Source organism: Antarctobacter sp., from assembly GCF_034670325.1.
In the GTDB taxonomy this organism is placed as follows: Bacteria; Pseudomonadota; Alphaproteobacteria; order Rhodobacterales; family Rhodobacteraceae; genus Antarctobacter.
This window is the reverse complement of record NZ_JAXMNR010000005.1, coordinates 63,342-88,315: the sequence shown is the minus strand read 5'-3', so window position 1 is coordinate 88,315 and position 24,974 is coordinate 63,342. Positions and strand designations below refer to the sequence as shown.

The window sequence follows — 24,974 nt, the reverse complement described above, 5'->3', positions numbered from 1 at the left end:
TCTCCTTTGTCACCGAAGCCGAAGGGCGTTGAGCGAAACGGTAATCGAACTGGCCGACATGGCCAATGCGGCAATCAGCGGCGAGCAGAGCCCGGCCACCGCCAGTGGGACGGCAATCACGTTGTACCATGTGGCCATTGTGAAGTTTTCGCGGATGCGGCGGGTTGCCTTGCGGGCGGTCTGCACCGCCTCGGGGATCGGTGCAAGCGTCCCGCCCAGCAGCACGATGTCCGAGGCCACGCGGGCGGCATCCAGCGCCGAGGCCGGGGAGATAGAGGCATGGGCCGCGGCCAGCGCCGCCGTGTCGTTCAGCCCGTCCCCCACCATCAGGACATGGGCACCTTCGTCCGTCATCGCAGCGATCCGCTGCACCTTGTCCTGCGGCAGCGCCTCGGCCATCCACTGGGTGATGCCCAGACGTCCGGCCAGCGCCTCGACCGCAGGCGAGGTGTCGCCCGAAATCAGCACGACCTTCAGCCCGGCGGTCTTGAGCGCATGGACTGCCTCTTCAGCGCCATCGCGCAGCCGGTCGGTGAACAGGAACGCCTGCGCGGGGCTATCGCCGATGCGTAGCCACGCGGCGGTTTGCGGGCTTTGCCCGCCCCCCACCCAAGCCGCGCGGCCCAGCCGCACCTCTTGTCCGCGCCAGAGCCCCGGTGTGCCGTGGCCGGGGACCTCTGCCACATTTGAAATCGCGGCCGGTTTGACCCCGGCGTCCCGCGCGGCAGCGGTCAGGGATAGCGAGAGCGGGTGGCTGGAGCCTTCGGCCAAGGCCAGTGCAATTTCCAGATCGCGGCGGGGGAAGTCGCCAAGGTTTGTCAGGTCCGGCGCCCCGGCGGTCAGCGTGCCGGTTTTGTCAAAGACAACGGTGTCCACCTGCGCCAGACGTTCAAGCGCGGTGGCATCCTTGATCAGAAGCCCACGTTTGAACAGACGACCAGAGGCGGCAGTGGTCACGGCGGGGACAGCCAGTCCCAGCGCGCAGGGGCAGGTGATGATCAGCACGGCGGCGGCGATGTTCAGGGCCACGCGCAAGTCGCCAGTGAACGCCAGCCAGCCAAGAAAGGCCAGCGCCGAGAGGATGTGTACGCCCGGCGCGTAAAGCTTGGCGGCGCGGTCGGCCAGCGAAGTGTAGCGCGAGCGGCCGGACTCGGCGACAGCCACCAGATCGGCCATGCGATGCAATGACGTGTCGCGGCCCACGGCGCTGGCGCGCACCACCAGCGGGCCGGTCAGGTTGACCTCACCGGCACTCACAGTGCGGCCCGGTTCAGCAAAGACCGGCAGAGTTTCTCCGGTCAGCAGTGAACGATCCAGTTCCGAGCAGCCTTGGGTGATCTCACCGTCCACCGGCATTCGCCCTCCGGGGCGCACGCGGATCAGATCGCCGACAGCCAGAGCGCTGGCGGATACCTGTTCTTCGCCATCCTCGGTCACGCGCCATGCGCGCGGCACCTCCAGCGCGGCGAGTTCTTCGGCGGCGGAGCGGGCGACCGACCTAGTGCGGTGATCCAGATACCGCCCTGTCAGCAGGAAAAAGGTCAGCGCAATCGCGGCGTCGAAGTAGGCATGTTCACCCGACAGAGAGGTCTCCCAGAGGGATGTTCCGACCGCTAGCAAGATGGCGAGCGAAATCGGCACGTCCATGTTCAGGCTACGCGCCGACAATGCGTTCCATGCGTTGCGAAAGAAGGGCATCCCCGAAAACGCCACTGCTGGCAGCACGATGGCGGCGGATATCCAGTGGAACAGATCACGGGTCTGCCCCTCGGCCCCGGACCAGACTGCGACGGACAAGAGCATCACGTTCATAGCCGCGAAACCGGCCACGGCGAGCCGCATCAGCAAGTCGCGCCCTGCCTTGTCCGTGGTTGTCGCTGACAGGGCGGAACTGTCCAGTTCATGCGCCTCATAGCCCGCGCCTTCGACCAGCGGGATCACATCTGCGGCGGTGACATCCGCATCGGCCTCGATGCTTACCCGCTTGAGCGTCAGGTTCACCCGTGCCGAATGCACATCCGGGCTCGCGTTTAGCGCACGTTCTACCTTCGACATGCAGGCGGCGCAGTGGATCGTGGGCAGCGAGAGGACGATATGGGCCTCTGTCGGGGCGTTTAGGGCGGCCATCGCTTCTGCCGCCGGGGCGGCGGCGCAGGCAGGGCAGGCAGAGGTCGGCGGGCGTAGCGTGGCGGTCATCTCAGTTGGTCACAGTCATCTCAAGCCGTTGCTGGAATTCGATTCCGTTGAGCGCAGTGGCCGTCAGCCAGACATCCCAGTTGCCCGGGCGCAGGTCTTCATAAGCGACATAAGCGTGGCCGTTGAAAGAGAACTCCGGCTCGCGGTCGTCGCTGACATTGGTCGGGCGACCGACCTTGGCGGTTAACCTGGCGGCCTGAACAGGACGGCCGTCCGCGTCGGTGATGGAAAGGATCAGCATATCCTCTTCCAGCCGCGCCTCGACATCCCAGCCCAGCGATTCCTGCGCGGCGCGGCGTTTGTCAAAGGTCTGGCTGGCGACATAGGAATTGGCGACTTCCAGCCCCGGAAAGGTTTTGACGGCATTTACGGCCAGCGTGATGTTCACCCCGATGATTACCGCGAATGCACCGACAAAAATACCAAGCACATGCCAGCCCTTTAGGGTGAATTCCTTGTCAGCCATCAGTTCGCCTTTCCGTTGAAGACGGTGTCGTTATGGGCGCGGTCGCCGTTGGTCAGGTCCTCGACCCAGAGCCGGAATTCCGTGCGCTCGGCCTGCGCAGGATCGGAAGCCGCGGGCGCAATCACATATACCTTTTGCAGGTAGGTCGCATTCGCCGGGACGTCCACCGTTTCGTAAGGCGTGCCTTCAAGCTGGACGCGCAGGGTTGGGTCTCCGGTCAGCGTGATGCGGAAGGGCCGGTCCTCGCCGTGCTTGTTGAGCAGGCGCACGTCGTAAGTGTTGCGGATCGACCCATCGGACAAGGTGACAAAAGTCGGGTTGCGGACCGGTGCGACGGTCATCTCGATCTCGGGACGGATGAACAGCGCAAACACAAGTCCGATGCCCACAAGGCTCCACAGAGCGGTATACATCATGGTCCGCACGCGGAATACGTGCTGCCAGATCGGGCGCGGTGCTGCGCCTGCACGCTCTTGCGATTCGTCCGACAGGGCAAGGTAGTCAATCAACCCGCGTGGTTTGCCGATCCTTGCCATCACGTCGTCGCAGGCGTCGATACACAGCGCGCAGGTGATGCATTCCATCTGCTGACCGTCGCGGATGTCGATGCCCATCGGGCAGACGTTGACGCAGGCCATGCAGTCGATGCAGTCCCCAAGGGTCTCTGCGCCTTCGGCCTTGCGATGTTTGCCTCGGGGTTCGCCGCGCCATTCCCGATAGCCAACGGTCAGGGTTTCCTCGTCCATCATCGCGGCCTGAATACGGGGCCAGGGGCAGGCGTAGATGCAGATTTGTTCACGTGCGAAACCGCCAAAGAAGAAGGTGGTCAGCGTCAGGATCAGCATGGTCGTATAGGCGGCCGGGTGGGCCTGCCCGGTCACCAGATCCATCAACAGCGTAGGCGCATCGGCAAAATAGAACACCCAAGCACCGCCGGTGGCCAGCCCGATCAGGAACCACGCCACCCATTTCGTCACCCGCAACCGGGCCTTGCGGAAATCCATCTTTTTCTGGCGGTGCAGGCGCAGGCGCGCATTGCGGTCGCCCTCGATCCAGCGTTCCACGAGAATGAAAAGGTCAGTCCAGACGGTTTGCGGGCAGGCATAGCCGCACCAGACACGCCCCAGCGCCGAGGTGAACAGGAACAGGCCAAGACCCGCCATGATCAGCAGACCGGCGACAAAATAGAACTCATGCGGCCAGATCTCGATCCAGAAGAAAAAGAAGCGGCGGTTGGCCAGGTCGATCAGCACCGCCTGATCCGGCAATTGCGGCCCCCGGTCCCAACGAATCCAGGGGGTGACGTAGTAGATCCCCAGCGTCACGATCATGATGATCCATTTAAGGTTGCGGAAGATGCCGCTGACCCGCTTGGGGAAAATCGGTTCGCGAGAGGCGTAAAGAGAGGGTGGCGGGGAGTTGCTGTCGGACACGGCGGATTCGCTCCGTTGGGATCATCATTTGGGCCGGTTTTCACAGAGCGTGGCCTGCGCAGCTTTGACCTGCATCAATTTTGAGTTTGAAACTCAGCTTTTGCGCGCCTCGCGCCGCAGCCACGACAAGAACGCCTTGAGGGGCGGTCGCGGAATACCGGGCCTTGTGACAATGTGATAGCCCTTTTCCTTGTTGTCTTCGAACAGTTTTCGAAGGCGTCCAGCGCGGATGTCCGGCTCGACAAACACGCCGGCAACGACGGCGATCCCCTGCCCGGCGCGGGCGGCCTCCAGCATCATGTTCCCCGGCATGGCGGTAAAGCCGCGGCCCGCGTCGCGGTCGACGCCGTTCTGGGCGAACCAGTCGGTTGCCTCATTGGTGCCCAGCTCTTGCAGCCAGTGATAGTCGCGCAGGTCCGACGGCGAAGTTATTGGGCGGTTGCCAACCAGATCAGGTGCGGCAACGACAACGATGGGTGAACGGATCAGCGGTTCGGCCAGCAACCCGGGCCATGTGCCGTCACCATAGCGCAAGGCCACGTCGATGCCGCCCGGTTCCAGCGACTGCACCTTGGCGGTGGGGTCGATCATCAGGTTGATGTCTGGGTGCGCCTCTCGGAACGCGGTCAGGCGCGGCATCAGCCATGCGGCCGCGAAAGTGGGTGTAACGGATATCTGCAGAGGCCGCGACGCGTCGGCACCGGTCAGGGCCTCCACCGTTTGCGCAATGTCGCCAAAGGCTTCGGTCAGGCTGCGGGCCAGTGTCTCTCCCTCGGGTGTCAGGGACAGCTTGCGACCTGAGCGGTCTAGCAGGGCAACACCCAGATGCGTTTCCAGTGCCCGCATCTGCTGGCTGATGGCAGCGTGGCTAACATTCAGGGCGCCACCAGCAGAGCTGACAGATCGCGTCTGCGCATAGGCTGCAAAGGCGCGAAGAGAGGCGAGTGGCGGAAGCGCGGACCAGTTCATATGTAAGCCTGAATTACATGATTGATTTATTCCTGAGTCGCATGGAAGCCGCGCTTGGGTCAAGTTGGCTGCACAGTTGAACACGTCATGGAGGCTATGATGTTCGGAATACTTGCCAGAAGTTTTCTCACCGCGACCCGCACCGCACCGGAGGCGCGCCATCGTCCGCCAGAGGCGCTGCCCAAGCTGAGCTGGATCGACGAGGACCTGCCGTTTCGCAGGCATGCGGGCATGCGGAGCGGGAGGGATGATTGATCCGGCTGTCTATCTGCCTGACCTCTGGCGCGCATCGGATCGGGGGCAACGCACGTCGCGTCGGTTCAAATCCGCATCCGCTGCGCGCAGGGCCAGCCGTGGCTTCACGATGGGGATGTAAAGGGACGCTGGTGTCCCAGGAAACGCGCGAACAGGACAGGACACCAGCGCCATACCCCGTCCGATTAGGCCGGGGAACCGTGCGTCGGGGTGTGTTTCCCGACGTCGTTGGACTCACCATACAGGGCAGGGAATCGGGCGCCTTGACTTGGGTCAATCGGCAACCACTGAGCGCTGTTCTTTGTGGCGCATTCCGCAGGCTGTCTTACTTGCAGCAATCGCGCCGAACAGGCCCGACAAAAAGAAACCCCCGCCAAGGCGGGGGTTTGCTGTTTTCGAATGGCGGCTGATCAGTCTTCGGAGGCTTCGCCACCGCCAAGACCGTGGACATAGGTCGCCACGGCGCGGATTTCTGCCTCGCTCAAATCGGCCCCGCCCATGGGCGGCATCACACCAAAGCGCGAATTATAGACCGTCTGGTACAGCGCATCGTAGTCGCCGCCATACAGCCAGATCGCATCCGTCAGGTTGGGCGCGCCCTGAAAGCGGTCGCCGGTGCCGTCTTCCATGTGGCAGCCGGAACAGTTGATCTCAAAGAGTTCGGCACCCGCTTCGGCGGCGGCCGCATCCTTCGGGGTCTGCCCGGAAAGCTGCATCACGTAGTTGACGACCTGCACGACCTCTTCTTCGGCCAACAGTTCGTCCCGGCCAAAGGCTGGCATTTCGGACCAGCGCGCCATGTCATCCACTTCGTTACGGATGCCGTGGCTGACCGTCTCGTGGATGGCCTCGATGGAGCCACCCCAGAGCCAGTCGTCGTCCAGCAGGTTGGGATAGCCCTTGGCCCCGGCTGCGCCCGACCCGTGGCACTGGGCGCACCAGGTCAGGAAAATCGCTGAGCCTGCGTTATTCGCGTAGGTCAGCAGTTCCTGATCGTCGGCAATCGCACCCAGATCCGCCGCGGCCAGTTTGGCGTTGATGGGGCCAAGCTCTGCCTCGTGCGCCTCGATCGCCTTGGCGACATTGCCTCGGGTGGAAAAGCCCAGCAGACCCGGCGTGGCTGCCTTGATCCCCGGCCAGGCGGGGTAGGCGATGGAATAGCCGATGGCCCAGACGATGCAGGCATAGAAGGTATAGAGCCACCACTTTGGCAGCGGCTTGTTATACTCCCTGATGCCGTCCCATTCATGGCCGGTTGTCTCATAGTCGAGATCGTCGTTTTTCTTATGATCGCTCATTGTCCGGCCTCCTCAGCTTTCGGCAGGTTTGTCGCCCCGGAGGGGCACGTCGCGATGGGTGCCTCGGGGCACGTCGCGGGTGTTGCCCTGATCGGGCGCCGGTCGGTCATCGTGGCGAAACGGAATGTTGGCGGTATCTTTGTGGACCTTGTTGGATCCGGGCCGAAAGGCCCAGATCACAATCCCCACGAAGAAGGCGAACATCGCAAGCAGCGCCCAGCTGTCGGCCAGTTGGCGAAGAAAGGAATAGGTTTCCATATCGTCCCCCATCACCGGCTTGCGTCGGGTGTGAAGGTCGAGAAATCGACCAGCGTCCCCAACATTTGCAGGTAAGCGATCAGCGCATCCGCTTCGGAGATGCCGGGGGCACCGTCAAAGTTGCGGACGTTGACCTTTTCGCCATAGCGCTCCAGCAGGCCGTCATAGTCGCTGTCCGGATCAGCCTGCGCCTTGAAGTCGGCCTGAGCGGCCTCGATCATCTCATCCGAATAAGGGACTCCGACGAGGCGGTTGGTGCTCATCAGGTCGGCGATGTAGGTGCCTTCGATCAGCTTGGCTTCGAGGAAGCCGTATTTCGGCATGACGGACTCAGGCACCACCGACTGCGGATTGCGCAGGTGATCGACGTGCCATTCGTCCGAATAGCGGCCGCCGACACGCGCCAGATCGGGCCCGGTGCGCTTGGACCCCCACTGGAACGGGTGGTCGTACTTGCTTTCCGCGGCAAGGCTGTAGTGGCCGTAGCGTTCGACCTCGTCCCGCATGGGGCGGATCATCTGGCTGTGGCAGACGTAACAACCCTCTCGGATGTAGACATCACGCCCCGCCAGTTCCAGCGGCGTGTATGGGCGCATGCCTTCCACGTCCTCGATGGTGTTTTCGAGGTAAAAGAGCGGCACGATCTGCACCAGCCCCCCGATGGTCACCACGAGAAAGGCAAAGATGGCCAGCAGCGTGACATTTTTTTCGAGGATGGCGTGTTTGTTGAGAATGCTCATGTCCCGGTCTCCTTATTCGGCCGGAGTGGCATGGGCCGCAGCGGTGTCGGCCTCAACGGCCGGCGAACGCTTGGCGGTCATCCACAGGTTGTAGCACATGATCAGGCCGCCCACGACGTAGAGCAGTCCACCCAGCGCACGCACGACGTACATCGGGAACTTCGCGCCCACGGTGTCGGCGAAAGAGTTCACGAGGAAGCCGTTGGCATCCACTTCGCGCCACATCAGGCCCTCCATGATACCGGTCACCCACATGGACGCCGCGTAGAGCACGATGCCGATGGTCGCGAGCCAGAAGTGCCAGGAGACCATGCTGAGCGAGTACAGGCGTTCACGGTTCCACAGTTTGGGCACAAGATAGTACAGAGCGCCAAAAGTGATCATGCCGTTCCAGCCAAGCGCGCCGGAATGAACGTGGCCGATGGTCCAGTCGGTGTAGTGCGACAGCGAGTTGACCGCGCGGATCGACATCATCGGACCCTCGAAAGTGGACATACCGTAGAAGCCGACAGAGATCACCATCATGCGGATCACCGGGTCGGTGCGCAGCTTGTCCCATGCGCCAGACAGCGTCATCAGACCGTTGATCATGCCGCCCCAAGACGGCATCCACAGCACGACCGAGAACACCATGCCAAGGGTCGAGGCCCAGTCAGGCAGGGCGGTGTAGTGCAGGTGGTGCGGACCAGCCCAGATGTAGATGAAGATCAGCGCCCAGAAGTGGATGATCGACAGCTTGTAGCTGAACACCGGACGTTCGGCCTGCTTGGGGATGAAATAGTACATCATGCCAAGGAAGCCCGCGGTCAGGAAAAAGCCGACGGCGTTGTGGCCGTACCACCACTGCGTCATGGCGTCCTGCACGCCAGAGAAAACCTGAACCGACTTCGATCCCCAGATCGACACCGGGATCGACAGGTTGTTGACGATGTGCAGCATGGCAACGGTCAGGATGAAGGACAGGTAGAACCAGTTGGCCACGTAGATGTGGGGTTCTTTGCGCTTGACCAAAGTCCCGACAAAGACCGCCAGATATGCGACCCAGACCACCGTCAGCCAGATGTCCACGTACCATTCAGGTTCGGCGTATTCCTTGGACTGGGTTCCGCCCAACACATAGCCCGTCGCCGCAAGGACGATGAACAGCTGGTAACCCCAGAACACAAACCATGAGAGATTGCCGCCCCAAAGGCGCGCCGCCGAGGTGCGCTGCACCACATAAAACGATGTCGCGATCAGCGCGTTGCCGCCAAAGGCGAAAATCACTGCCGAGGTGTGCAGCGGACGCAGGCGGCCAAAGTTCATGTAGCCTTGTGCCCAGTCAAAGTTCAGCCCCGGAAAGGCCAACTGCGAGGCGATGAACGTCCCGGCGACGAAACCGATCACACCCCAAAAAGCGGTGGCGATCACGCCATAGCGGATCACGCCGTCCATATATTCGTTCTGCGGAGCCGGTCTAACCGGCTCATCGGTGTGGCGCAGGACCCACACGAACAGACCGGCGGAGACCGCCAGAATAATGATCGCGTGAATCATGTAAGCCACATCACGTGCATAGTTGACCGCGATCATCGAAAAGATCGCAACCAGTCCAAGCACTATGAGCTTGAGATAATTCAACATTTTTCGTCCCTTCGTCTTACCCGCACGATTCGTCACCGCATAGGCGCTTTTTGACTGCGCACCTGATAGCTATGTATAGCCAAAGGCATCCTTGATCTGCATCAATGGAACAAGTTGCATATGTTGACCCCGGTCAAAGTGCGACGAAAGGCGCAGCGATACGTTACTTCAATGGAGACGACGGAGACGCATCGGAGACGCTCATGAATTTCAAGTCCATCCTGACCGTGGTTACGGACAGTGATTTGCTGCCTTCCACGATATCGCACGCGGCCACTCTGGCAGAAGCCTATGACGCCCATCTGGCCGCCTTGTGTTTCGGTGTCGACCGGACCCAGACCGGCTATTACTACGCCGGGGCCAACGCGATGGTTTTGCAGGAAACGCTGACCCGCGCCACGGCTGAGGCCGAGGCGTTGGCCGCCGACGCGCGCGAGGCGCTGGGTCGAACCAACGCGCTGTGGAGCGTGGATCACGGGGTTGCACAACTGGCCGACATCGGGCGGCATGTGGCGTCCCGTGCCCGGTTCTCTGATCTTGTCGTGCTCCCGCAGCCTTATGGCAACGGCAAGGGCGTCGAACTGGAACCCGTGCTGGAAGGGGCGCTGTTTGACGGGCAGGTGCCGGTTATGGTTGTGCCTGACAAGGTGGAGCCGATGGCGACGCCCAAACGCGTTGTTGTCGGCTGGAACGAGGGCAACGAGGCGCTGCGCGCTCTGCGCTGCGCAATGCCCCTGCTCATCTCGGCAGAACATGTCCACGTGGTCGTGATTGATCCTCCGAAGCACGGTCCCAACCGGTCCGATCCGGGCGGAATGGTGTCCGAATTCCTTGCGCGTCACGGGGTCAAGACCGAGGTCGACGTTCTTGCCAAGACGCTGCCGCGCGTCTCGGACGTGTTGTTGCGCCATGTGTCGGATCTGGACGCCGATATGGTTGTCATGGGGGCCTACGGTCATTCGCGGTTCCGCGAAGCCATCCTTGGCGGTGCCACGCGCAACATGTTGGAGCAGGCGGCTGTGCCTGTCTTCATGGCACACTGAACCTGACAGACGGCGCTCTGCAAGACCGCCGTCTGTCATTCTGTCCGGAGAGGTGTCGGCGGTCAACCGTTCGGTGGAGTGATCCGGCCTTCGCTTACCGGCACGGCAGAGCCGCTGACATATACGGCCTGTAAGGCCGCCGTTTGCGTCACAATGCGCAGGCCGATCTCACTGGGACGGCCCATATCAGCGCCCTGAAGCAGGCTCAGCCGGGTTTCGCCATCGGCCAGCTCCCCGGCGCTGAGAAGCTGTGCGGCAAGGATGGCAGAGGCCGATCCTGTTGCCGGATCTTCGGGGATGCCGTCACCGGGGGCGAACATCCGGGCGGAAAAATCGACGCCTTCCCCTGTGGTATATAGGTAAAGCGACTGCTGGCCCGTGGTCGCGGTCAGCGCCTCCCAAGCGGCGCCGTTTGGACGCGCCGCCGACAAGGCATCGCGGTCGCGCAAAGGTGCATAGGCGAATGTCGGGCCACCTTGCCAAAGACCGGGCCGATGGCTTCCAAAACCGATTTGTTCCGGCGTCAGGCCAAGCGCGGCGGCAATTGCCTCATCCTCTGGCATGCGCCCGGTAGCTGCTGCGTGTGGCAGCACGGGGGCGCGAAACTCTGCTTTGATCCGCCCGTCTTGCCGCCAGACCCGCACGGGGACAAGACCGGCGACTTCTTCCAGCGTGATTTCGGTTTCAAAGTCGCCTGCGGGCGCGGACTTCTGCGCCAGATGAATGGCGCAGCCGATGGTCGGGTGACCGGCAAAGGGAATTTCCGCCGTCGGAAAGAAGATCCGCACGCTGGCGGTATGCGCCGGGTTCACAGGACGCCGCACAAATATCGTCTCGGACAGGTTGAACTCCCGCGCGATGGTCTGCATCGCTGCGTCGCTCAGCCTGTCGGCGTCTTCGACAATCGCCAGCGGATTGCCTGCGTAAGCCTTGTCCGTGAAGACGTCGCAGGTGGCAAAGGGCAAACTGTCAGACAAGCAGACCGCCGTCCGCGTCATCACCCGCTTCTTCCATCAGGCGCGACATGTCCGGCACGGTGACGTGCCGCTTGCCTTCAAGTTCGATCACCCCGTCCTTGCGCAATGCCGAAATCTGGCGGCTCACCGTTTCCAGCGTCAGACCCAGATAATCGGCCATGGCCTCGCGTGTCAGCGGAAGGTCGAACACCACGACGCCCGTCTCCGGACCGCGCATGTTCAGCGTGGCGTCACGACGCGCGATGATCGACAGCAACGAGGCGATCTTTTCGCGCGCCGTCTTGCGGCCCAGAACCAACATCCATTCGCGTGCGGCATCCAGTTCGTCCAGCGTCATCTCCAGCAGGCGCTGGGCGATATGCGGCGTGCGCTGCATCATGTCCTCAAAGGGCGCGCGCCGGAAACAGCACATCACCACGTCGGTTGTCGCAACCACATCGTAGGCAGCCACGTTGCGCCCCGGTCGCCCGACGAAATCGCTGGGCAGCAATAGGCCGACCATCTGCGTGCGCCCGTCTTCCATCGCCTGACTCAGCGTCGCGATACCGGACACGACGGAGCCAACGAAATCCATCCTGTCACCCGCCCAGATGATCGACTGCCCGGCTTCGAACTTTCGATAATATTTGATTTGTTCGAGCTTTTCGAGCTCATCACTTTCGCAACGCGCGCAAACTGCCCTGTGTCGGATCGGGCACTCGCTACAATCCGGTACGGCGGACAAGCTTCGTTCATTCAGCATCAGAATTGCCTTTTCTTGATCTGCGTCAAGGCCGAGCGTTTTTTCGCAGCCTAACCGTAAATTCATGGCGAAGCGAACACAACTCACGCGGCTTGGACTCTTTGACGCCAAAGTGCCGCGATACACATCATATCCCACGGCCCCGCATTTCGATGGCGATGTCGGGCCTGCGAAATACCAGGATTGGATTCACTCCATTCCTGAAGATGGTAACATATCGCTCTATTTGCATGTTCCATTTTGCCGCAGACTCTGCTGGTTCTGCGCGTGCAGGACGCAAGGCACAGCCACTCTTGGCCCGGTTGAGGCCTATGTCGGTGATCTTGAACGGGAACTTGCCCTCTTGCGCAACGTCTTGCCGCGGGGCGTTCGGCTGTCGCGGTTGCACTGGGGCGGTGGCACGCCGACTCTGTTGTCTCCAGACCTGATGAAAAGGCTGGTGGCCGCGATTCGCGAAGTCGCCGATTTTGCCGAAGGGTATGAATTCTCGGTTGAGATCGACCCGAATGAAATCGACGAGGCGCGGCTGGACGTTCTGGCCCAAAGCGGGATGAACCGGGCGTCGATCGGGGTTCAGGATTTCGATCCGCAGATCCAGACGGCAATCGGACGTGAGCAGGGCTATGACATCACTCGTGATGCCGTTGATATGATCCGGTCGCGCGGCGTCCAGAGCCTGAACGCCGATATCTTGTTCGGACTCCCGCACCAGACCAATGCGCGGATCACCGAGACGGTGCAGAAACTTCTGAGCTTTGCGCCGGACCGTGTGGCGCTGTATGGCTATGCGCATGTGCCGTGGATGGCAAAACGCCAACAGTTGCTGCCGTCGGACGCGCTGCCCACACCGCAAGAGCGGCTGGACCTGTTTGAAACAGCGCGGCGGTTGTTTGTCTGGGACGGGTACGACGAAATCGGGATCGACCACTTTGCCACCAAGGAGGACGGACTGTCCGTGGCGAAGCGCGAGGGGCGGTTGCGGCGGAACTTTCAGGGCTACACTGACGACACGTCGGACTATCTGATCGGGGTAGGGGCCTCTTCGATCTCGAAGTTCCCGCAGGGCTTCGCGCAGAATGCGTCCGCCACCTCCAAACATGTGGCCGCGATCCGCGACGGGCAATTCTCGACCGCGCGCGGGCACGTTCTGAAAGGCGAGGACCCGTTGCGCGCCCGGCTGATCGAGGCGCTGATGTGCGATTTCAGGATCAACGCAGATGAGATTTTGCGCGATTACAAAATCTCGCGTGAGGCGCTCTTCGGTATGTTTCGCACGGCCAACGCCGCCTTCGAGGATATTCTGGACATCACCGAGGACGGGCTTTTTATCCCCGAGGCGGCGCGCCCGCTGACGCGGTTGGTGGCGCGGGCCTTCGACGGCTATGAACTTAGCCGGGCGGGGCATTCCAGCGCGATCTGAGGGCGCGGCGCGGCCTAAGCGATGTTGAGCGCCGCCGCCAAAAGGGTGCGCGTGTATTCGGTCTGCGGCGCGTCAAAGATGTCGTGCGCGCTGCCGTGTTCTACGACGTCGCCCTGTTTCATCACGATGACCTTGTGGCTCATCGCGCGCACCACCTTGAGGTCGTGGGAAATGAACAGGTAGGCGAGGTTGTACTTGCGTTGCAGCGCACGCAGCAGGTTCACGATCTGCACCTGAACCGTCATGTCCAGCGCAGAGGTCGGTTCATCCAGAACCAGTAGACGCGGGCGCAGCACCATGGCGCGGGCGATGGCGATGCGCTGGCGCTGACCGCCGGAAAACTCGTGCGGGTAGCGGTGCATGGCCATCGGATCAAGGCCCACCTCGACCATGACCTCCGCCACCAGCTCGCGGTGCGGGCGCCCGTCCGGCGCGCCATGCACCTCCAGCCCCTCGGCGATGATCTGTTCGCAGGTCATGCGCGGGCTGAGCGAGCCATAAGGATCCTGAAAGACGATCTGCATTTCGGACCGCAGCTTGCGCAGCCGCTTGGTGGACCATGCGTTCACGTCCTGACCGCGGTAGGTGATCTGCCCCTCAGAGCCGATCAGCCGCATTATGGCCAGCGCGAGCGTCGTCTTGCCAGAGCCGCTTTCGCCCACAATCCCCACGGTTTCACCTGCGCGCACGGCGATGGAGGCATCATTGACCGCCTTGACGTAGCCAACTGTGCGTTTCATCAGCCCGCGCTGGATCGGAAACCAGATCTTGAGGTTGTCGGTGCTGGCGATCAGTTCCGCGCCCTCATCCACCGGGTCGGGCGTGCCGGTGCTTTCAGCCGACAACAGCATCTGGGTGTAAGGGTGTTGCGGGTTGGCAAAAATCTCGGACGTCTTGCCCTGTTCGACGATCTCGCCGTTTTTCATCACGCAGACCCGGTCGGCGATCTTGCGCACGATCCCCAGATCATGGGTGATGAACAGCAGGCTCATATCCTCGGCCTCTTTGAGACCCGCCAGCAGATCGAGGATCTGCGCCTGAATGGTCACGTCCAGCGCGGTTGTCGGCTCATCCGCGATCAGCAGTTCCGGCCCGTTGGCCAGCGCCATGGCGATCATCACGCGTTGCCGTTGGCCGCCGGACAGTTGGTGCGGGTAGGCCCCCAGCCGCGATTCCGCGTCGCGGATGCCGACCTTTGTCAGTAGTTCGATGATGCGGGTGCGGGCGGCATCGCCCCTTAACCCCTGGTGCAGTTCAAGGCTCTCGCGGATCTGCTTTTCCAGCGTATGCAGAGGGTTGAGCGAGGTCATCGGCTCTTGGAAGATAAAGCTGATGTCATTGCCGCGCACGTCGCGCAGGCGTTTTTCCCCCGCGCCGATCATCTCGGCCCCGTTGTACAGCACCGACCCCTGAACACGCGCGGAGTCGCCCAGCAAAGAAACCGTCGATAGCGCGGTGACGGACTTGCCCGACCCGGATTCGCCCACCAGCGCGACGGTTTCGCCCTTTTCGATCTCGAAACTGACGCCTTTGACGGCCGGGATGGTTACCCCGTCCTGACGAAAGCCGACCTTGAGGTCGCGGACCTGTAGCAAAGCGCTCATGAGAAGGTCTTTCTGGGGTCAAAGGCGTCGCGCACCCCTTCGAAGATGAAGACCAGCAGCGACAGCATGATCGCGAAGACCGCGAAGGAGGTGAAGGCCAGCCATGGTGCTTGCAGGTTCTGTTTCGCCTGAAGCGTCATTTCTCCCAAAGAGGGCGATGACGACGGCAGGCCAAATCCGAGGAAATCGAGCCCTGCCAGCGTACTGATCGTGCCGGTTACGATGAAGGGCAGGAAGGTTACGGTGGCGACCATCGCGTTGGGCAGCATGTGGCGGAACATGATTGTCCAGTTCGACACCCCCAGCGCCTTGGCCGCGCGGACGTATTCCAGATTGCGCGCGCGCAGGAATTCCGCCCGCACCACGCCCACCAGTGCGGTCCAGCCAAACAGGATCGTCAGGAAAACCAGCAGCCAGAAACTTCGCCCCAGAATCGCGAAGAGGATGATGATGATATACAGCGACGGCGTTGCGCCCCAGACTTCGATCACGCGCTGAAAGATCAGGTCCAGCCAGCCGCCGAAAAAGCCTTGTAGCGCGCCTGCGGTGATGCCGATCAGCGAGGCACAGACTGTCACGATCAGGGTAAAGATGATCGACAGGCGGAAGCCGTATATCACCCGCGCCACCACGTCGCGTTTGGTGTCATCCGTGCCCAGCCAGTTCTGGTCGTTGGGGGGCAGGGGCGCGGCACCGGGGCGGTCCACGGGGGTGTCATAGCTATAGGGTATCGGCGGCCAGAGCAGCCAGCCCTTTTGGAACCCGTCGTCGGTGACCGACCCGGCCTTTGCATCCGCAATCATGGCCTCGGGATCGTCGAAACAGCCCTCCAGCCCGCCGGTGGTGATCAGGCAGCGCACCTCGGGGTCGCGGTAAGCCGCCTCTGTCCGGAAATCGCCGCCAAACTCTGTCTCGGGGTAAAAGTTGAAGATCGGCGTGTAGTATTGCCCCCGGTAGTTGACGAGGATGGGTTTGTCGTTGGCGAGGAACTCGGCAAACAACGACAGACCAAAGAGAAACGCGAAGATCCACAACGACCAAAGGGCGCGGCGATTGCGCTTGAAGTTGTTCCAGCGGCGTTTGTTCAGCGGCGAAAGGACGAACAGCCCCTTCTTTGGCGGGGGCGGCACAGCGACCGTCTCTGACGAGTCTGGCAAGGTGTCAGGCTGAGGATTTGCCTCCATCAATCAACCCTCCCGCTTTTCAAAGTCGATGCGCGGATCGACGACGACATACATCAGGTCCGAGAGCAGCCCGACGACAAGGCCGATCATCGAGGTGATGAACAGCGTGCCAAAGATCACCGGGTAGTCGCGCGCCACGGCGGCCTCAAAACCCAGCCGCCCCAGCCCGTCGAGGCTGAAAATCGTCTCGATGATGATGGATCCACCAAAGAAGACGCCGATAAAGACACCCGGCAGGCCCGCGATGACGATCAGCATGGCGTTCCGAAAGATGTGTCCATACAGCACGCCCTTTTCCGACAGCCCCTTGGCGCGGGCGGTCATGACGTACTGTTTCTTGATCTCGTCCAGAAAGCTGTTCTTGGTCAGCAGGGTCAGTGTGGCAAAGGCCGAAATGGTCGAGGCAAAGATCGGCAGCGCAATGTGCCAGAAATAGTCGGCCACCTTCATGAAGATGTTCATTTCTGACCAGTTGTCCGACGTCAGGCCGCGGATCGGGAATATCTGCCAGTACGAGCCACCGGCAAAGAGCACCAGCAGCAGGATGGCAAAGAGAAAGCCGGGGATGGCATAGGCGACGATGATCACGCCACTGGTCCATGTGTCAAAGCTGGTGCCGTCCTTGACAGCCTTGCGGATGCCCAGCGGGATCGACACCAGATAGGCAATCAGCGTCGACCACAGACCCAGCGAGATCGACACCGGCATCTTTTCCAGAACAAGGTCGATCACGCCGATCGAGCGAAAGTAGCTCTCGCCGAAATCGAGCCGCATGTAGTTCCACATCATGTTCAGGAACCGTTCCAGTGGCGGCTTGTCGAAGCCGAACTGGCGTTCGAGGTCGGCGATAAATTCGGGCGGCAGGCCACGGGCGCCGGCATAGGTTTCGTTGCCGACACCCATATTGCCAGCTTCGGGCGTGTCCGATCCGCCGGCAAAGCCACCGAAGACATCGCCCTGACCTTCGATCTGGGCGATGATCTGTTCAATCGGCCCGCCGGGGACAAACTGCACCAGTACAAAGTTGATGATCATGATCCCCAGCAGGGTGGGGATGATGAGCAGGAGGCGTCGGAGGATATAGGCTCCCATGTCAGTCCAGGTGACCTTCCGCTTTGAGCGCGGCTGCCTTCTCGGGATTGACCCACCAGAAGCTCAGGTATCCCAGATCGTAGGGCGGGATCGTCTCCGGGTGTTCATACATGTCGAAATAGGCCACCCAGCTGTCCGCGATATAGCCCGTCGGGATCACAAAGAATTCGTACCGCAGCGCCCGGTCCAGTGCCATCAGCGCCACGTCTGTGTCATCCTGACTTTCCGCGACAAAGCTGGCGTCGATGATCGCATCCACCAGCGGGCTGGCCAGCCCGGCGGGGTTGAACAGGCTGAACTCGGCCTCGGCGGAGCCGTACATCTGGGTCAGACCGCCGCCCGTCGACAAAAAGCTGCCGTAGCGAGTGGAATAGAGAATGTCGTAGTCCCGTTCGCGGCGGCGCAACGTATATTGCGACGGATCGACCTTTTCGAAACTGGCATCGACGCCGATCTGGCGCAGGTTCTGCACAAAGATATCGTGCATCCCTTCGACCGAGGATTCGATGTTCGACGGGATCAGCATGTTGACCTTGAGCGTCTCACCCTTGTCGTTGCGCGCCAGCCCGTCCTGACCCACGGTCCAGCCCGCCTCCTGCAGCAGCGCCATCGCCTGCCGCCGCGTGCGCCGCGGCGGAAGACTGTCAGAGGGATCAGAGACATGCATGGTCCAGACGTCTTCGGTCAGAACCTCTTCGGGGACGACATCGCCGAGGGCTTTCAGGAACTCCAGCTCCGCGCCTGCGGGTTTGCCCTTGGCCTCGACATGGGTGCCTTCGACAAAAGAGCTGCGCGTTGTGTAAAGCCCGTGCAGCAGCGACTCGTTTGACCATTCAAAGTTGAAGGCCAGCGCAATCGCCTCGCGCACACGCTTGTCGGCGAACTGCGGCTTGGCGAGGTTGAAGACAAAGCCGGTGGGGTTCGGCGGGCTGCCGTCCGGGATCTCTTCCAGCTTGACGATGCCCTGCTTGGCCTTGGGAAAGTCATAGGCCGTCGCCCATTGCTTGGGGTCGCTTTCTACTTTGAACGTGTAAGCCCCGGCCTTGAACGCCTCGAAACTGGCGGTTTGGTCGGCGAAGTATTCGATCTGAATGGTGTCGTAATTATAGCGGCCCGTGTTGTACGGCAGGTCTTTGCCCCAGTAATCGGGGTTACGTTTGTAAACGATGCGACGGTTCACGTCGAAGCTGTCCAGCTTGTACGGACCCGAACCCATCGCCACCTCAAGTCGCGGCTCATCCAGACGGCGGTTTTCGGTATCCGCCTCGAACCAGGCCTTGGAGAAAACCGGGGTAGAGCCGACGGTTTCGATTCGGGATCGTTTCGTCAACTCGGGGTCGAAGGTGAACTTGACCGTGTAGGTGTCCAGCGCCTCGGCGCTGGTGACCATGCGCCCGACGGCCTGCGCGTAAGACGGCAGACCCTGCGTGACAAACAGCTTATGGGAATAGACCACGTCTTCTGCCGTGACCGGGCTGCCGTCCCAAAAGACCGCGTCTTCGCGCATGTGAAAGATCACCCAGTCGCGGCTTTCCGGGTATTCGATGCTTTCGCACAGGATGCAGTAGTATTGACCGACCGAATCCTCTGTCGATTCAATCAACTGGTCATACTGGACGGTTGTCAGTGCGCCGGGGCGCCCCTTGCGTGAATAGGGGTTGAGGCTGTCAAAGGTGCCGGTCGCGCCGAGCACCAGTTTGCCGCCCTTCGGCGCGTCCGGGTTGACGAAATCGAAGTGGGCGTAGTCTGACGGGTAGTCGAGATTGCCGAAGTAGGAATAGCCATGCGAAGTTGTGACCTTGTCATCGCCGTCCTGCGCAAGGGCCACAACGCCCCAAAGCGCAAGCCCGATGGCAAGTGTTCCGGTCGCCATGAGACGCATGTCCAAGGCGGGCCGTGTGCGCACGGCGCTGCGGTCTTGAGGACGTTTGGCCTGAATCGTCATCGTCTTCTCCCTGTCACCCGGCGGATCGACCCGGTACTTTGTCGGTCATCCTGTTTAGTTCTAAGCTAAGTTTTCCCAGAGACCACATTCAAGTCGAGATTACGGAAACGTCAACGGCGTGAAGGCGCTGATTGCAGGGGGTGCATCCTTTGAGGGCATGAAAAAAGGGCCGCCCGAACCGGACGGCCCCTGAAACTGGCCCATTGTGGACTGGCGCGCGACGAGATCAGCCGCCAGTGGTCTGAAGGTAGGCGATCAGGTTGACGCGGTCATCCGACTTTTTCAGACCGGAAAAGCCCATTGTCGTGCCCGGTGCATACCCTTTGGGGTTTTCAAGGAAGGCATTGAGGTTTTCCGGGCTCCAGACGTCCGCAACCTCGCTCAGCTTGCCCGAGTAGTTGAAGCCGTCGACTGTGCCCACGGCACGCGCCACGACGCCGTCGAGGTGCGGGCCGGTCGCGTTGCTGCCGTCCAGCTTGTGGCAGGCTTTGCATTTGCCAAAGACCTTTTCGCCTTTGCCCGCATCCGCTGCGGCCATGAGTGTGGCGAAATCAACTTCTTCTTCTTCAACGGGTTCTGCTTCGTCCACTTGGATCACGAAGCCAGCGGCGTGCTCTTCGTCACCGTGGCCGCCGCCCGTGTGATACAGGCCCTCAGCGGCCCATTTGCCCATCAGGAAGATCAGCAAGGCGCCGCAGACGCCGCCGACGATCTTGGTAAAGGTCATGGTATCGAACATGGGAAGCCCTGCTTATTTTATGTCGGTGTCGGGCGCGTATCTATTGCTTTCCATCCTTCTGGGCAAGCGGTAGAAGGCGCGACCAATCGCCCGTTTGTGCGGGTCTTGCGACAAGGGGCCGGAAATGTCACAGCGGATTGCCTTCCAGGGAGAGCTGGGCGCCTATTCTCATCAGGCCTGCACCGAGGCCCGACCGGGCGCCGAGGTGCTGCCCTGCCGGTCGTTTGAGGACGTGATTGCGGCGGTGCGCGGCGGGCGGGCCGATCTGGCGATGCTGCCGGTTGAAAACTCGACCTATGGCCGGGTGGCCGACATTCACCGTCTGCTGCCCGAAAGCGGCCTGCGGATCGTGGGCGAGGCGTTTGTGCGGGTTCATATCAGCCTCATGGCCCTGCCCGGCGTGCAGGTTGAGGAGCTTGCGCGGGTGCGGGCGCATCCGGTTTTGCTGCCACAGGCGCAGAGTTTCCTGACGAAATACGACATTCAGGGGGTGGCCGCGCCGGACAGTGCTGGGGCAGCGGCAGAGTTGGCCCGTGTCGAGGCGCGCGATGAGGGGGTTCTGGCCTCTGATCTGGCGGCGGAAATCTATGGCCTGCACATTCTGGCGCGCCACATCGAGGACCATGCCCACAACACCACGCGATTCCTGTTGATGTCGCCTGAGCCTGACACCTCGCGGCGCGGCAGCGCGCGGATGATCACGACCTTTGTCTTTCAGGTCCGCAACATTCCGGCGGCGCTTTATAAGGCGATGGGGGGCTTTGCCACCAATGGGGTCAACATGACCAAGCTGGAAAGCTACATGGTGGGCGGGTCTTTCACGGCGACTCAGTTCTATGCGGATATTGAGGGGCATCCCGAGGATCCGGGCGTTCAGCGCGCGCTGGAGGAGCTGGATTATTTCACCGACATGCTGGAAATTCTGGGCGTTTATCCGCGCGATCCGCGGCGGGATTGATGGCCAGGAAATGAGGGTGTCCACGTGTGGACAGACCCTCGGCTTAGCAAGATCAATGGGTTACAGAGGCGTTTTTACGTCCGCTTAACCTTTGACCTTTGTGCGGGGCGAAGCTGCGCTCTTTAGATCAACAGCCCGCCCGCGCCTTCGTGGCGGAGCAGCCAGACCTTGGTTTCAACCCCCGTGCCGCCGGAAAATCCGCCCAGCCCGTTAGCGCCCAGCACCCGGTGGCAGGGGATGAGAAGCGGGATGGGGTTGCCGCCGCAACCTCGACCAACCGCCTGTGGAGGGGCACCGAGGGCCTTGGCGATTTCGCCATAGGTGGTCGTTTCGCCAAAGGGGATGGCGGCGATCCGGGCGCAGACCTGTTGCTGAAAATCGCTGGCCTCGACCGCCAGTGGCAGGTCGAAAACCGTCAACGTGCCGTCGAAATAGGCGGCGATCTGGGCGGCGGCGCGGCGCAGGAGGGGCGTGTCGTCGCTCTCGTCGCCGGAGGTCCATGTGGCGCGGGTGATCTGGCCATTCGTCTCGGTGATCTCAAACGGACCGGTGGGGGTGGCGACGCACAACCGGGGCATCAGCCGCTCCACCAGTTTTGCGGTTTGACGCGTGCGCCGTGATCCCGGGCCAGCCAGAGCGCGAGACGGCGAAACCGCGACAGGGCCAGTCGTCGCCAAAGCCGCGCCGTCCAATGGCTATAGTCGCGGTTGAAGGGGCAGACGCGCAGGCAGATGGCGCAATCCGAGGCAAGCTTGGCCCAGAAGCCGAAACATTTTTCCGCGTCAGAGGTCCATTTGCGCACGCCTTTGATGGCGGAGCGGTTGGGGCGGTCAGTCGAGGGCGCGCCATAGGGCAGGGCGGCCACCGGGCAGGCATCGGCGCATTTGGTGCAAATGTCGCAAAAGGCGGCCACGCCCAAGGGTCGCGGGCTGTCATGGGTCAGCGGCAGGTCGGTGAAAATCTTGGAGAACCGCAGGCGCGGGCCAAGTTGGGGCGTGATGACCAACTGGTTGCGGGCGTATTCGCCCAAGCCCGCCTTGACCGCGTAGGGAATGACCAATGCGGTGTCGTTCATCGAGGCCACCGCCTGATAGCCAAGGTTGCGGATGAAGGCGGCCAGTTGCAGCGCCACGGCCGCCTCATGGCTATACGCCTTGCCGGTCGCCGCCCCGGCCAAGGCCGAGGGGTAGGTGGCGACCAGATCCGCGTCCATTTCATGGCCTAAGACGATGACGCTGGTCAGCCCCTCTGGCAGGTCATGTGGGGCCTCTGACATGTCGCGGGTGTCGACGCGCGAAGTATAGAGCCAGCGACGGTCAAAATCGGTGATGCCGCAAAGCTGCGCGCCAAAGAACCGCGCGGTGCGTTTGATCTCTGCCGCCATGCGGTCCGGATCATCGACGGGGACGCGGTCGGGTGAGACCGGGGTGTCGGCGCTGAGCGCCGCCTGAAAGCCCTCACGGCGGCCTTGGGCGGCGTGGCGGTCGGTCATGATGTCGGAGATCAGCCAAGCGGCGTTGCGCAGGGCAAAATCGCGCTGGGTAAAGCCATCGCCGCGCCGGGGGGCGGCCTCGATCCTGTAGGACGCGAAAAACGCGTCGGTGCGCGGGGAGCGGACGGTGTCATCCCACATGGCGCGGCTGAAGATATCGTCGCGTTGGGTGAACGGTTCAAAGGTTTCGTCCACCTCGATGCCGGCAGCGGCGTCGTCGTCTCGTGTTGCGCTGTTGGCGGGCCATGTCATGCGGCGAGGCTATGAGCGGGCGGCGCTGCGCACAAGGAACATGTCGCAAACGGGGTGGACCGGCGGGCCTGCGCACCGAAGGGTGGGCGCAAACAGGAGGGCGGTATGGCCACGGGATTTATCGGATTGGGCGCGGTGGGCGCCAAGCTGGCGGGCAATTTGCACCGCAACGGGGTGGCGCTGCGGGTCTATGATCTGGATGCGGCCAAGATGGTGGCGTTTGTCGAAGGCGGGGCCGAGGCGGGCACGTCGGCGGCGGATGTGATGGCCTCTTGCGATGTGGTCATCACCTCGCTGCCCAGCCCTGCCGCGTCGGAGGCGGTTTTGGCGCAGATGTTGCCGCAGATGGGGCCGGGCAAGACATGGGTCGAGATGTCGACCACCGACCCGGCTGTGATCGTGGAACAGGCGGCGCGGGTGGCGGCGACGGGGGCGATTGCGGTCGAGGCGCCGGTGTCGGGTGGCTGTCACCGGGCGGCGACGGGCAATATCTCTGTCTTTTGTGGCGCACCGCGCGCGACGTTTGAGGCGGTCTTGCCTTTGTTGACGATCCTTGGGCGGCAGGTCTTGCATACCGGCGAGGTCGGCAGCGCGTCCAAGCTGAAGGTCATGACCAACTATCTGGCGACCGCCAACCTGCTGACGTTGTGCGAGGCGCTGACCACCATGCAGGCCGCCGGGCTGGACATGGCCACAACCTATGAGGCGATCCGCATTTCCTCTGGCACCTCGTTTGTGCATGAGACCGAAAGCCAGCTGATCCTGTCGGGCAGCCGCGACGTGGATTTCGCGCTGGATCTGGTGATGAAGGATGTCGGGCTGTTTCAGGCGCTGGCAGAGGCGCATGGGGTGCCTCTGGAACTGTCGCCGCTGGTGATTTCCATGATCCGCGACGGGCAGGCGCGGTTTGGCGCGCAGGCGCAATCGGACCGGATGATCGAGCGGCTGGAAGAGGCCACGGGCCTGTCGGTGCGCGCGCCGGGGTTCCCGCAGGAGCTGGTCGACACAGAGCCGCCCGCGCGCGGGGCCGAGGTGGTTGTGCGCCGCGCAGAGGGCTAGGGCGGCGAAGAAACCCGGCGGCGGGGCTTTCCGGGGCTTTCCCCTCTGCGATGCGCCCAGTAGGAGAGGTGAGCGCAAAAGCGGGGAAGAGACATGGCACAGGACGAACTGGCACGGATCACGGCGTCTGCCTCGCGGCGGGTGATTGGCGTGGGCTCTATGATGGGGCTGGGGGCATTGATCGTTTATGTCGCCCTGAGCACACCTGAAATGGCGCTGGGCTGGAAGGGGCTGTTGATCGTGATGGGGGTCGCCGGGTTGGTTCTGGCGCAGTTGATGTGGCAGTCGACCGGCCACGCGCTGATCCTGACCGAAGAGGCGCTGACCGACAGTGACGGCACGGTTGTGGCGCGGCTGGACGAGGTCGCCAAGGTGGACCGGGGCATGTTCGCGTTGAAGCCGTCGAACGGGTTTCTGGTGATCCTCAAGGAGCCGCAGCCGCGCGCGTGGCGCCCGGGTCTGTGGTGGCGGTTGGGGCGGCGGGTGGCCGTGGGTGGCGTGACCGCCGGGTCGCAGACCCGCCCGGTGGCCGATATCATGACCCATCTGCTGCACGATCGGAACAACGGCTAGGCCCGGGATGGGCTGGTGCTCTTTGCGAGGCTTGGTCGACGAAAAAGGCTGCGGGCGATGCCGCAGCCTTTTTCGTTTGGTCGTTGGTTCGGATCAGGCGGACGGCTGGTAGACCACTTGCGGCGCATAGCGCGGGCGGGTGAAGCTGTAGGTGCGGATTTCGAATGAATCCAGTCCCACGCTCAGCACCGGGTTGTGGGCATCCCATGTCTCGACCAAAATCAGTTGGTCGCCATTGGTGCCCGAGGGCAGCTTCTCCGCGTAGAGGGCCAGATCACCGGTGCTCAGCACCGGCTGATCGCCGCGTTCATCCGACCAGACCACGCTCCAGCCGCCATGGAGCGTGCTGTACTGGACCACCGTGACCCGCAGGTCGCTGTCGCTGCCGGTGGTCTTGGTCAGGTGACGCAAGAGACCCTGCGCGTTGGTAAGGTAGTCCGGCGTGATGGCCGTCGTCTCGCGCGAGATCATGTCGCCGATCACGTAGTTGGCCTTTTGGTTGACCGCCTGCTGGCGGAAAGCGTCGAAGTAGGTCCAGCCGACGCCGAAGAGAAACAGCAGCGCAGGGAAGACGATGACCGCCTCGACGTTGACGAACCCGCGGGTGTCAGAGGCGAAACGCTTGAGGAACGAAGGAAGGCGCATGGCTGGGTCTC

General features: G+C 62.2%; 24 protein-coding genes. 6 read left to right on the top strand and 18 right to left on the bottom strand.

The window, feature by feature from the left end; genetic code table 11:
- Nucleotides 1–9: 9 nt before the first annotated feature.
- The 4 genes from VOI21_RS13565 to VOI21_RS13550 form a co-directional block, all read right to left on the bottom strand.
- Complete coding sequence (locus VOI21_RS13565; RefSeq protein ID WP_323770460.1) at nt 10–2,196, bottom strand: heavy metal translocating P-type ATPase; 2,187 nt, start codon at nt 2,194–2,196, stop codon at nt 10–12.
- Between the two features lies 1 nt (nt 2,197).
- A complete protein-coding gene (locus VOI21_RS13560; protein ID WP_323770459.1) occupies nt 2,198–2,662 on the bottom strand; it encodes a FixH family protein in 465 nt (154 codons plus the stop codon).
- Nucleotides 2,662–4,095 (bottom strand): cytochrome c oxidase accessory protein CcoG, encoded by a 1,434-nt coding sequence (gene ccoG / locus VOI21_RS13555; protein WP_323770458.1) that lies wholly within the window; start codon nt 4,093–4,095, stop codon nt 2,662–2,664. Before ccoG ends, VOI21_RS13560 begins: the two co-directional genes overlap by 1 nt.
- Before the next feature lie 93 nt (nt 4,096–4,188).
- Nucleotides 4,189–5,064, bottom strand: coding sequence for a LysR substrate-binding domain-containing protein (locus VOI21_RS13550; RefSeq protein ID WP_323770457.1), 876 nt, complete (start codon nt 5,062–5,064; stop codon nt 4,189–4,191).
- Nucleotides 5,065–5,163: 99 nt separating this feature from the next.
- Between VOI21_RS13550 and VOI21_RS13545 the strand changes: the two genes are divergently transcribed.
- Nucleotides 5,164–5,319, top strand: coding sequence for a hypothetical protein (locus VOI21_RS13545; RefSeq protein ID WP_323770456.1), 156 nt, complete (start codon nt 5,164–5,166; stop codon nt 5,317–5,319).
- A gap of 410 nt (nt 5,320–5,729) precedes the next feature.
- On the opposite strand, the gene ccoP is transcribed toward VOI21_RS13545, so the two are convergent.
- Genes ccoP through ccoN form a run of 4 tightly spaced genes read right to left on the bottom strand, consistent with a single transcriptional unit; the run spans nt 5,730 to nt 9,238 of the window.
- On the bottom strand, nt 5,730–6,617 hold the full coding sequence (ccoP, locus tag VOI21_RS13540; RefSeq protein WP_323770454.1) for a cytochrome-c oxidase, cbb3-type subunit III: 888 nt from the start codon (nt 6,615–6,617) through the stop codon (nt 5,730–5,732).
- A 12-nt stretch (nt 6,618–6,629) separates the two neighbouring features.
- Nucleotides 6,630–6,875 (bottom strand): cbb3-type cytochrome c oxidase subunit 3, encoded by a 246-nt coding sequence (locus tag VOI21_RS13535; protein WP_323770453.1) that lies wholly within the window; start codon nt 6,873–6,875, stop codon nt 6,630–6,632.
- 11 nt (nt 6,876–6,886) lie between these two features.
- Nucleotides 6,887–7,615 carry a cytochrome-c oxidase, cbb3-type subunit II gene (gene ccoO, locus VOI21_RS13530; RefSeq protein WP_323770452.1) on the bottom strand — a complete coding sequence of 243 codons (729 nt, stop codon included), beginning with the start codon at nt 7,613–7,615 and terminating at the stop codon, nt 6,887–6,889.
- 12 nt (nt 7,616–7,627) lie between these two features.
- Nucleotides 7,628–9,238: a cytochrome-c oxidase, cbb3-type subunit I gene (ccoN, locus tag VOI21_RS13525; protein ID WP_323770451.1), complete on the bottom strand. Its 1,611-nt coding sequence runs from the start codon at nt 9,236–9,238 to the stop codon at nt 7,628–7,630.
- Between the two features lie 203 nt (nt 9,239–9,441).
- Between ccoN and VOI21_RS13520 the strand changes: the two genes are divergently transcribed.
- The gene (locus VOI21_RS13520) at nt 9,442–10,281 is read left to right on the top strand and encodes a universal stress protein (protein ID WP_323770450.1); all 840 of its coding nucleotides are present in this window, start codon (nt 9,442–9,444) and stop codon (nt 10,279–10,281) included.
- Between the two features lie 62 nt (nt 10,282–10,343).
- Here the strand turns inward: VOI21_RS13520 and VOI21_RS13515 are convergent, their stop codons facing one another.
- Nucleotides 10,344–11,279 carry a PhzF family phenazine biosynthesis protein gene (locus VOI21_RS13515; RefSeq protein WP_323770449.1) on the bottom strand — a complete coding sequence of 312 codons (936 nt, stop codon included), beginning with the start codon at nt 11,277–11,279 and terminating at the stop codon, nt 10,344–10,346.
- Nucleotides 11,251–12,000, bottom strand: a complete 750-nt coding sequence (fnrL, locus tag VOI21_RS13510; protein ID WP_323770448.1) for a transcriptional regulator FnrL — start codon at nt 11,998–12,000, stop codon at nt 11,251–11,253. Before fnrL ends, VOI21_RS13515 begins: the two co-directional genes overlap by 29 nt.
- Before the next feature lie 64 nt (nt 12,001–12,064).
- Here fnrL and hemN point away from each other — a divergent pair, with 64 nt between their 5' ends.
- Nucleotides 12,065–13,420 (top strand): oxygen-independent coproporphyrinogen III oxidase, encoded by a 1,356-nt coding sequence (gene hemN / locus VOI21_RS13505; protein WP_323770447.1) that lies wholly within the window; start codon nt 12,065–12,067, stop codon nt 13,418–13,420.
- Between the two features lie 14 nt (nt 13,421–13,434).
- Here the strand turns inward: hemN and VOI21_RS13500 are convergent, their stop codons facing one another.
- From VOI21_RS13500 to VOI21_RS13480, 5 genes are all read right to left on the bottom strand, one after another.
- Nucleotides 13,435–15,024, bottom strand: a complete 1,590-nt coding sequence (locus VOI21_RS13500; RefSeq protein ID WP_323770446.1) for an ABC transporter ATP-binding protein — start codon at nt 15,022–15,024, stop codon at nt 13,435–13,437.
- Nucleotides 15,021–16,208 carry an ABC transporter permease gene (locus VOI21_RS13495; RefSeq protein ID WP_323770445.1) on the bottom strand — a complete coding sequence of 396 codons (1,188 nt, stop codon included), beginning with the start codon at nt 16,206–16,208 and terminating at the stop codon, nt 15,021–15,023. The genes VOI21_RS13500 and VOI21_RS13495 overlap by 4 nt, the downstream gene beginning before the upstream one ends.
- Before the next feature lie 3 nt (nt 16,209–16,211).
- On the bottom strand, nt 16,212–17,300 hold the full coding sequence (locus VOI21_RS13490; RefSeq protein WP_323770444.1) for a microcin C ABC transporter permease YejB: 1,089 nt from the start codon (nt 17,298–17,300) through the stop codon (nt 16,212–16,214).
- A gap of 1 nt (nt 17,301) precedes the next feature.
- Complete coding sequence (locus VOI21_RS13485; protein ID WP_323770443.1) at nt 17,302–19,245, bottom strand: extracellular solute-binding protein; 1,944 nt, start codon at nt 19,243–19,245, stop codon at nt 17,302–17,304.
- A gap of 226 nt (nt 19,246–19,471) precedes the next feature.
- On the bottom strand, nt 19,472–19,984 hold the full coding sequence (locus VOI21_RS13480; protein WP_323770441.1) for a cytochrome c family protein: 513 nt from the start codon (nt 19,982–19,984) through the stop codon (nt 19,472–19,474).
- A gap of 124 nt (nt 19,985–20,108) precedes the next feature.
- On the opposite strand from VOI21_RS13480, the gene VOI21_RS13475 reads away from it, so the two are divergent.
- A complete protein-coding gene (locus tag VOI21_RS13475) occupies nt 20,109–20,942 on the top strand; it encodes a prephenate dehydratase (RefSeq protein WP_323770440.1) in 834 nt (277 codons plus the stop codon).
- Between the two features lie 122 nt (nt 20,943–21,064).
- Here VOI21_RS13475 and VOI21_RS13470 read toward each other — a convergent pair whose 3' ends face one another.
- Nucleotides 21,065–21,520, bottom strand: a complete 456-nt coding sequence (locus VOI21_RS13470) for a methylated-DNA--[protein]-cysteine S-methyltransferase (protein ID WP_323770439.1) — start codon at nt 21,518–21,520, stop codon at nt 21,065–21,067.
- The gene (locus tag VOI21_RS13465) at nt 21,520–22,686 is read right to left on the bottom strand and encodes a 4Fe-4S double cluster binding domain-containing protein (RefSeq protein WP_323770438.1); all 1,167 of its coding nucleotides are present in this window, start codon (nt 22,684–22,686) and stop codon (nt 21,520–21,522) included. Before VOI21_RS13465 ends, VOI21_RS13470 begins: the two co-directional genes overlap by 1 nt.
- Nucleotides 22,687–22,791: 105 nt before the next feature.
- Between VOI21_RS13465 and VOI21_RS13460 the strand changes: the two genes are divergently transcribed.
- Together VOI21_RS13460 and VOI21_RS13455 are read left to right on the top strand one after the other, a co-directional pair.
- A complete protein-coding gene (locus VOI21_RS13460; protein WP_323770437.1) occupies nt 22,792–23,745 on the top strand; it encodes an NAD(P)-dependent oxidoreductase in 954 nt (317 codons plus the stop codon).
- A 93-nt stretch (nt 23,746–23,838) separates the two neighbouring features.
- Nucleotides 23,839–24,318, top strand: coding sequence for a hypothetical protein (locus tag VOI21_RS13455; RefSeq protein WP_323770436.1), 480 nt, complete (start codon nt 23,839–23,841; stop codon nt 24,316–24,318).
- 93 nt (nt 24,319–24,411) lie between these two features.
- On the opposite strand, the gene VOI21_RS13450 is transcribed toward VOI21_RS13455, so the two are convergent.
- A complete protein-coding gene (locus VOI21_RS13450; RefSeq protein ID WP_323770435.1) occupies nt 24,412–24,963 on the bottom strand; it encodes a hypothetical protein in 552 nt (183 codons plus the stop codon).
- Between the last annotated feature and the right edge of the window lie 11 nt (nt 24,964–24,974).

Excerpts from the sequence above, each read along its gene's own strand:
- VOI21_RS13565 (WP_323770460.1), bottom strand. The coding sequence starts at position 2,196 with ATGACCGCCACGCTACGCCCGCCGACCTCTGCCTGCCCTGCCTGCGCC.
- VOI21_RS13560 (WP_323770459.1), bottom strand. The coding sequence starts at position 2,662 with ATGGCTGACAAGGAATTCACCCTAAAGGGCTGGCATGTGCTTGGTATT.
- VOI21_RS13550 (WP_323770457.1), bottom strand. The coding sequence starts at position 5,064 with ATGAACTGGTCCGCGCTTCCGCCACTCGCCTCTCTTCGCGCCTTTGCA.
- VOI21_RS13545 (WP_323770456.1), top strand. The coding sequence starts at position 5,164 with ATGTTCGGAATACTTGCCAGAAGTTTTCTCACCGCGACCCGCACCGCA.
- ccoP (WP_323770454.1), bottom strand. The coding sequence starts at position 6,617 with ATGAGCGATCATAAGAAAAACGACGATCTCGACTATGAGACAACCGGC.
- VOI21_RS13535 (WP_323770453.1), bottom strand. The coding sequence starts at position 6,875 with ATGGAAACCTATTCCTTTCTTCGCCAACTGGCCGACAGCTGGGCGCTG.
- ccoO (WP_323770452.1), bottom strand. The coding sequence starts at position 7,615 with ATGAGCATTCTCAACAAACACGCCATCCTCGAAAAAAATGTCACGCTG.
- ccoN (WP_323770451.1), bottom strand. The coding sequence starts at position 9,238 with ATGTTGAATTATCTCAAGCTCATAGTGCTTGGACTGGTTGCGATCTTT.
- VOI21_RS13520 (WP_323770450.1), top strand. The coding sequence starts at position 9,442 with ATGAATTTCAAGTCCATCCTGACCGTGGTTACGGACAGTGATTTGCTG.
- VOI21_RS13515 (WP_323770449.1), bottom strand. The coding sequence starts at position 11,279 with ATGACGCGGACGGCGGTCTGCTTGTCTGACAGTTTGCCCTTTGCCACC.
- fnrL (WP_323770448.1), bottom strand. The coding sequence starts at position 12,000 with ATGCTGAATGAACGAAGCTTGTCCGCCGTACCGGATTGTAGCGAGTGC.
- hemN (WP_323770447.1), top strand. The coding sequence starts at position 12,065 with ATGGCGAAGCGAACACAACTCACGCGGCTTGGACTCTTTGACGCCAAA.
- VOI21_RS13500 (WP_323770446.1), bottom strand. The coding sequence starts at position 15,024 with ATGAGCGCTTTGCTACAGGTCCGCGACCTCAAGGTCGGCTTTCGTCAG.
- VOI21_RS13495 (WP_323770445.1), bottom strand. The coding sequence starts at position 16,208 with ATGGAGGCAAATCCTCAGCCTGACACCTTGCCAGACTCGTCAGAGACG.
- VOI21_RS13490 (WP_323770444.1), bottom strand. The coding sequence starts at position 17,300 with ATGGGAGCCTATATCCTCCGACGCCTCCTGCTCATCATCCCCACCCTG.
- VOI21_RS13485 (WP_323770443.1), bottom strand. The coding sequence starts at position 19,245 with ATGACGATTCAGGCCAAACGTCCTCAAGACCGCAGCGCCGTGCGCACA.
- VOI21_RS13480 (WP_323770441.1), bottom strand. The coding sequence starts at position 19,984 with ATGTTCGATACCATGACCTTTACCAAGATCGTCGGCGGCGTCTGCGGC.
- VOI21_RS13475 (WP_323770440.1), top strand. The coding sequence starts at position 20,109 with ATGTCACAGCGGATTGCCTTCCAGGGAGAGCTGGGCGCCTATTCTCAT.
- VOI21_RS13470 (WP_323770439.1), bottom strand. The coding sequence starts at position 21,520 with ATGCCCCGGTTGTGCGTCGCCACCCCCACCGGTCCGTTTGAGATCACC.
- VOI21_RS13465 (WP_323770438.1), bottom strand. The coding sequence starts at position 22,686 with ATGACATGGCCCGCCAACAGCGCAACACGAGACGACGACGCCGCTGCC.
- VOI21_RS13460 (WP_323770437.1), top strand. The coding sequence starts at position 22,792 with ATGGCCACGGGATTTATCGGATTGGGCGCGGTGGGCGCCAAGCTGGCG.
- VOI21_RS13455 (WP_323770436.1), top strand. The coding sequence starts at position 23,839 with ATGGCACAGGACGAACTGGCACGGATCACGGCGTCTGCCTCGCGGCGG.
- VOI21_RS13450 (WP_323770435.1), bottom strand. The coding sequence starts at position 24,963 with ATGCGCCTTCCTTCGTTCCTCAAGCGTTTCGCCTCTGACACCCGCGGG.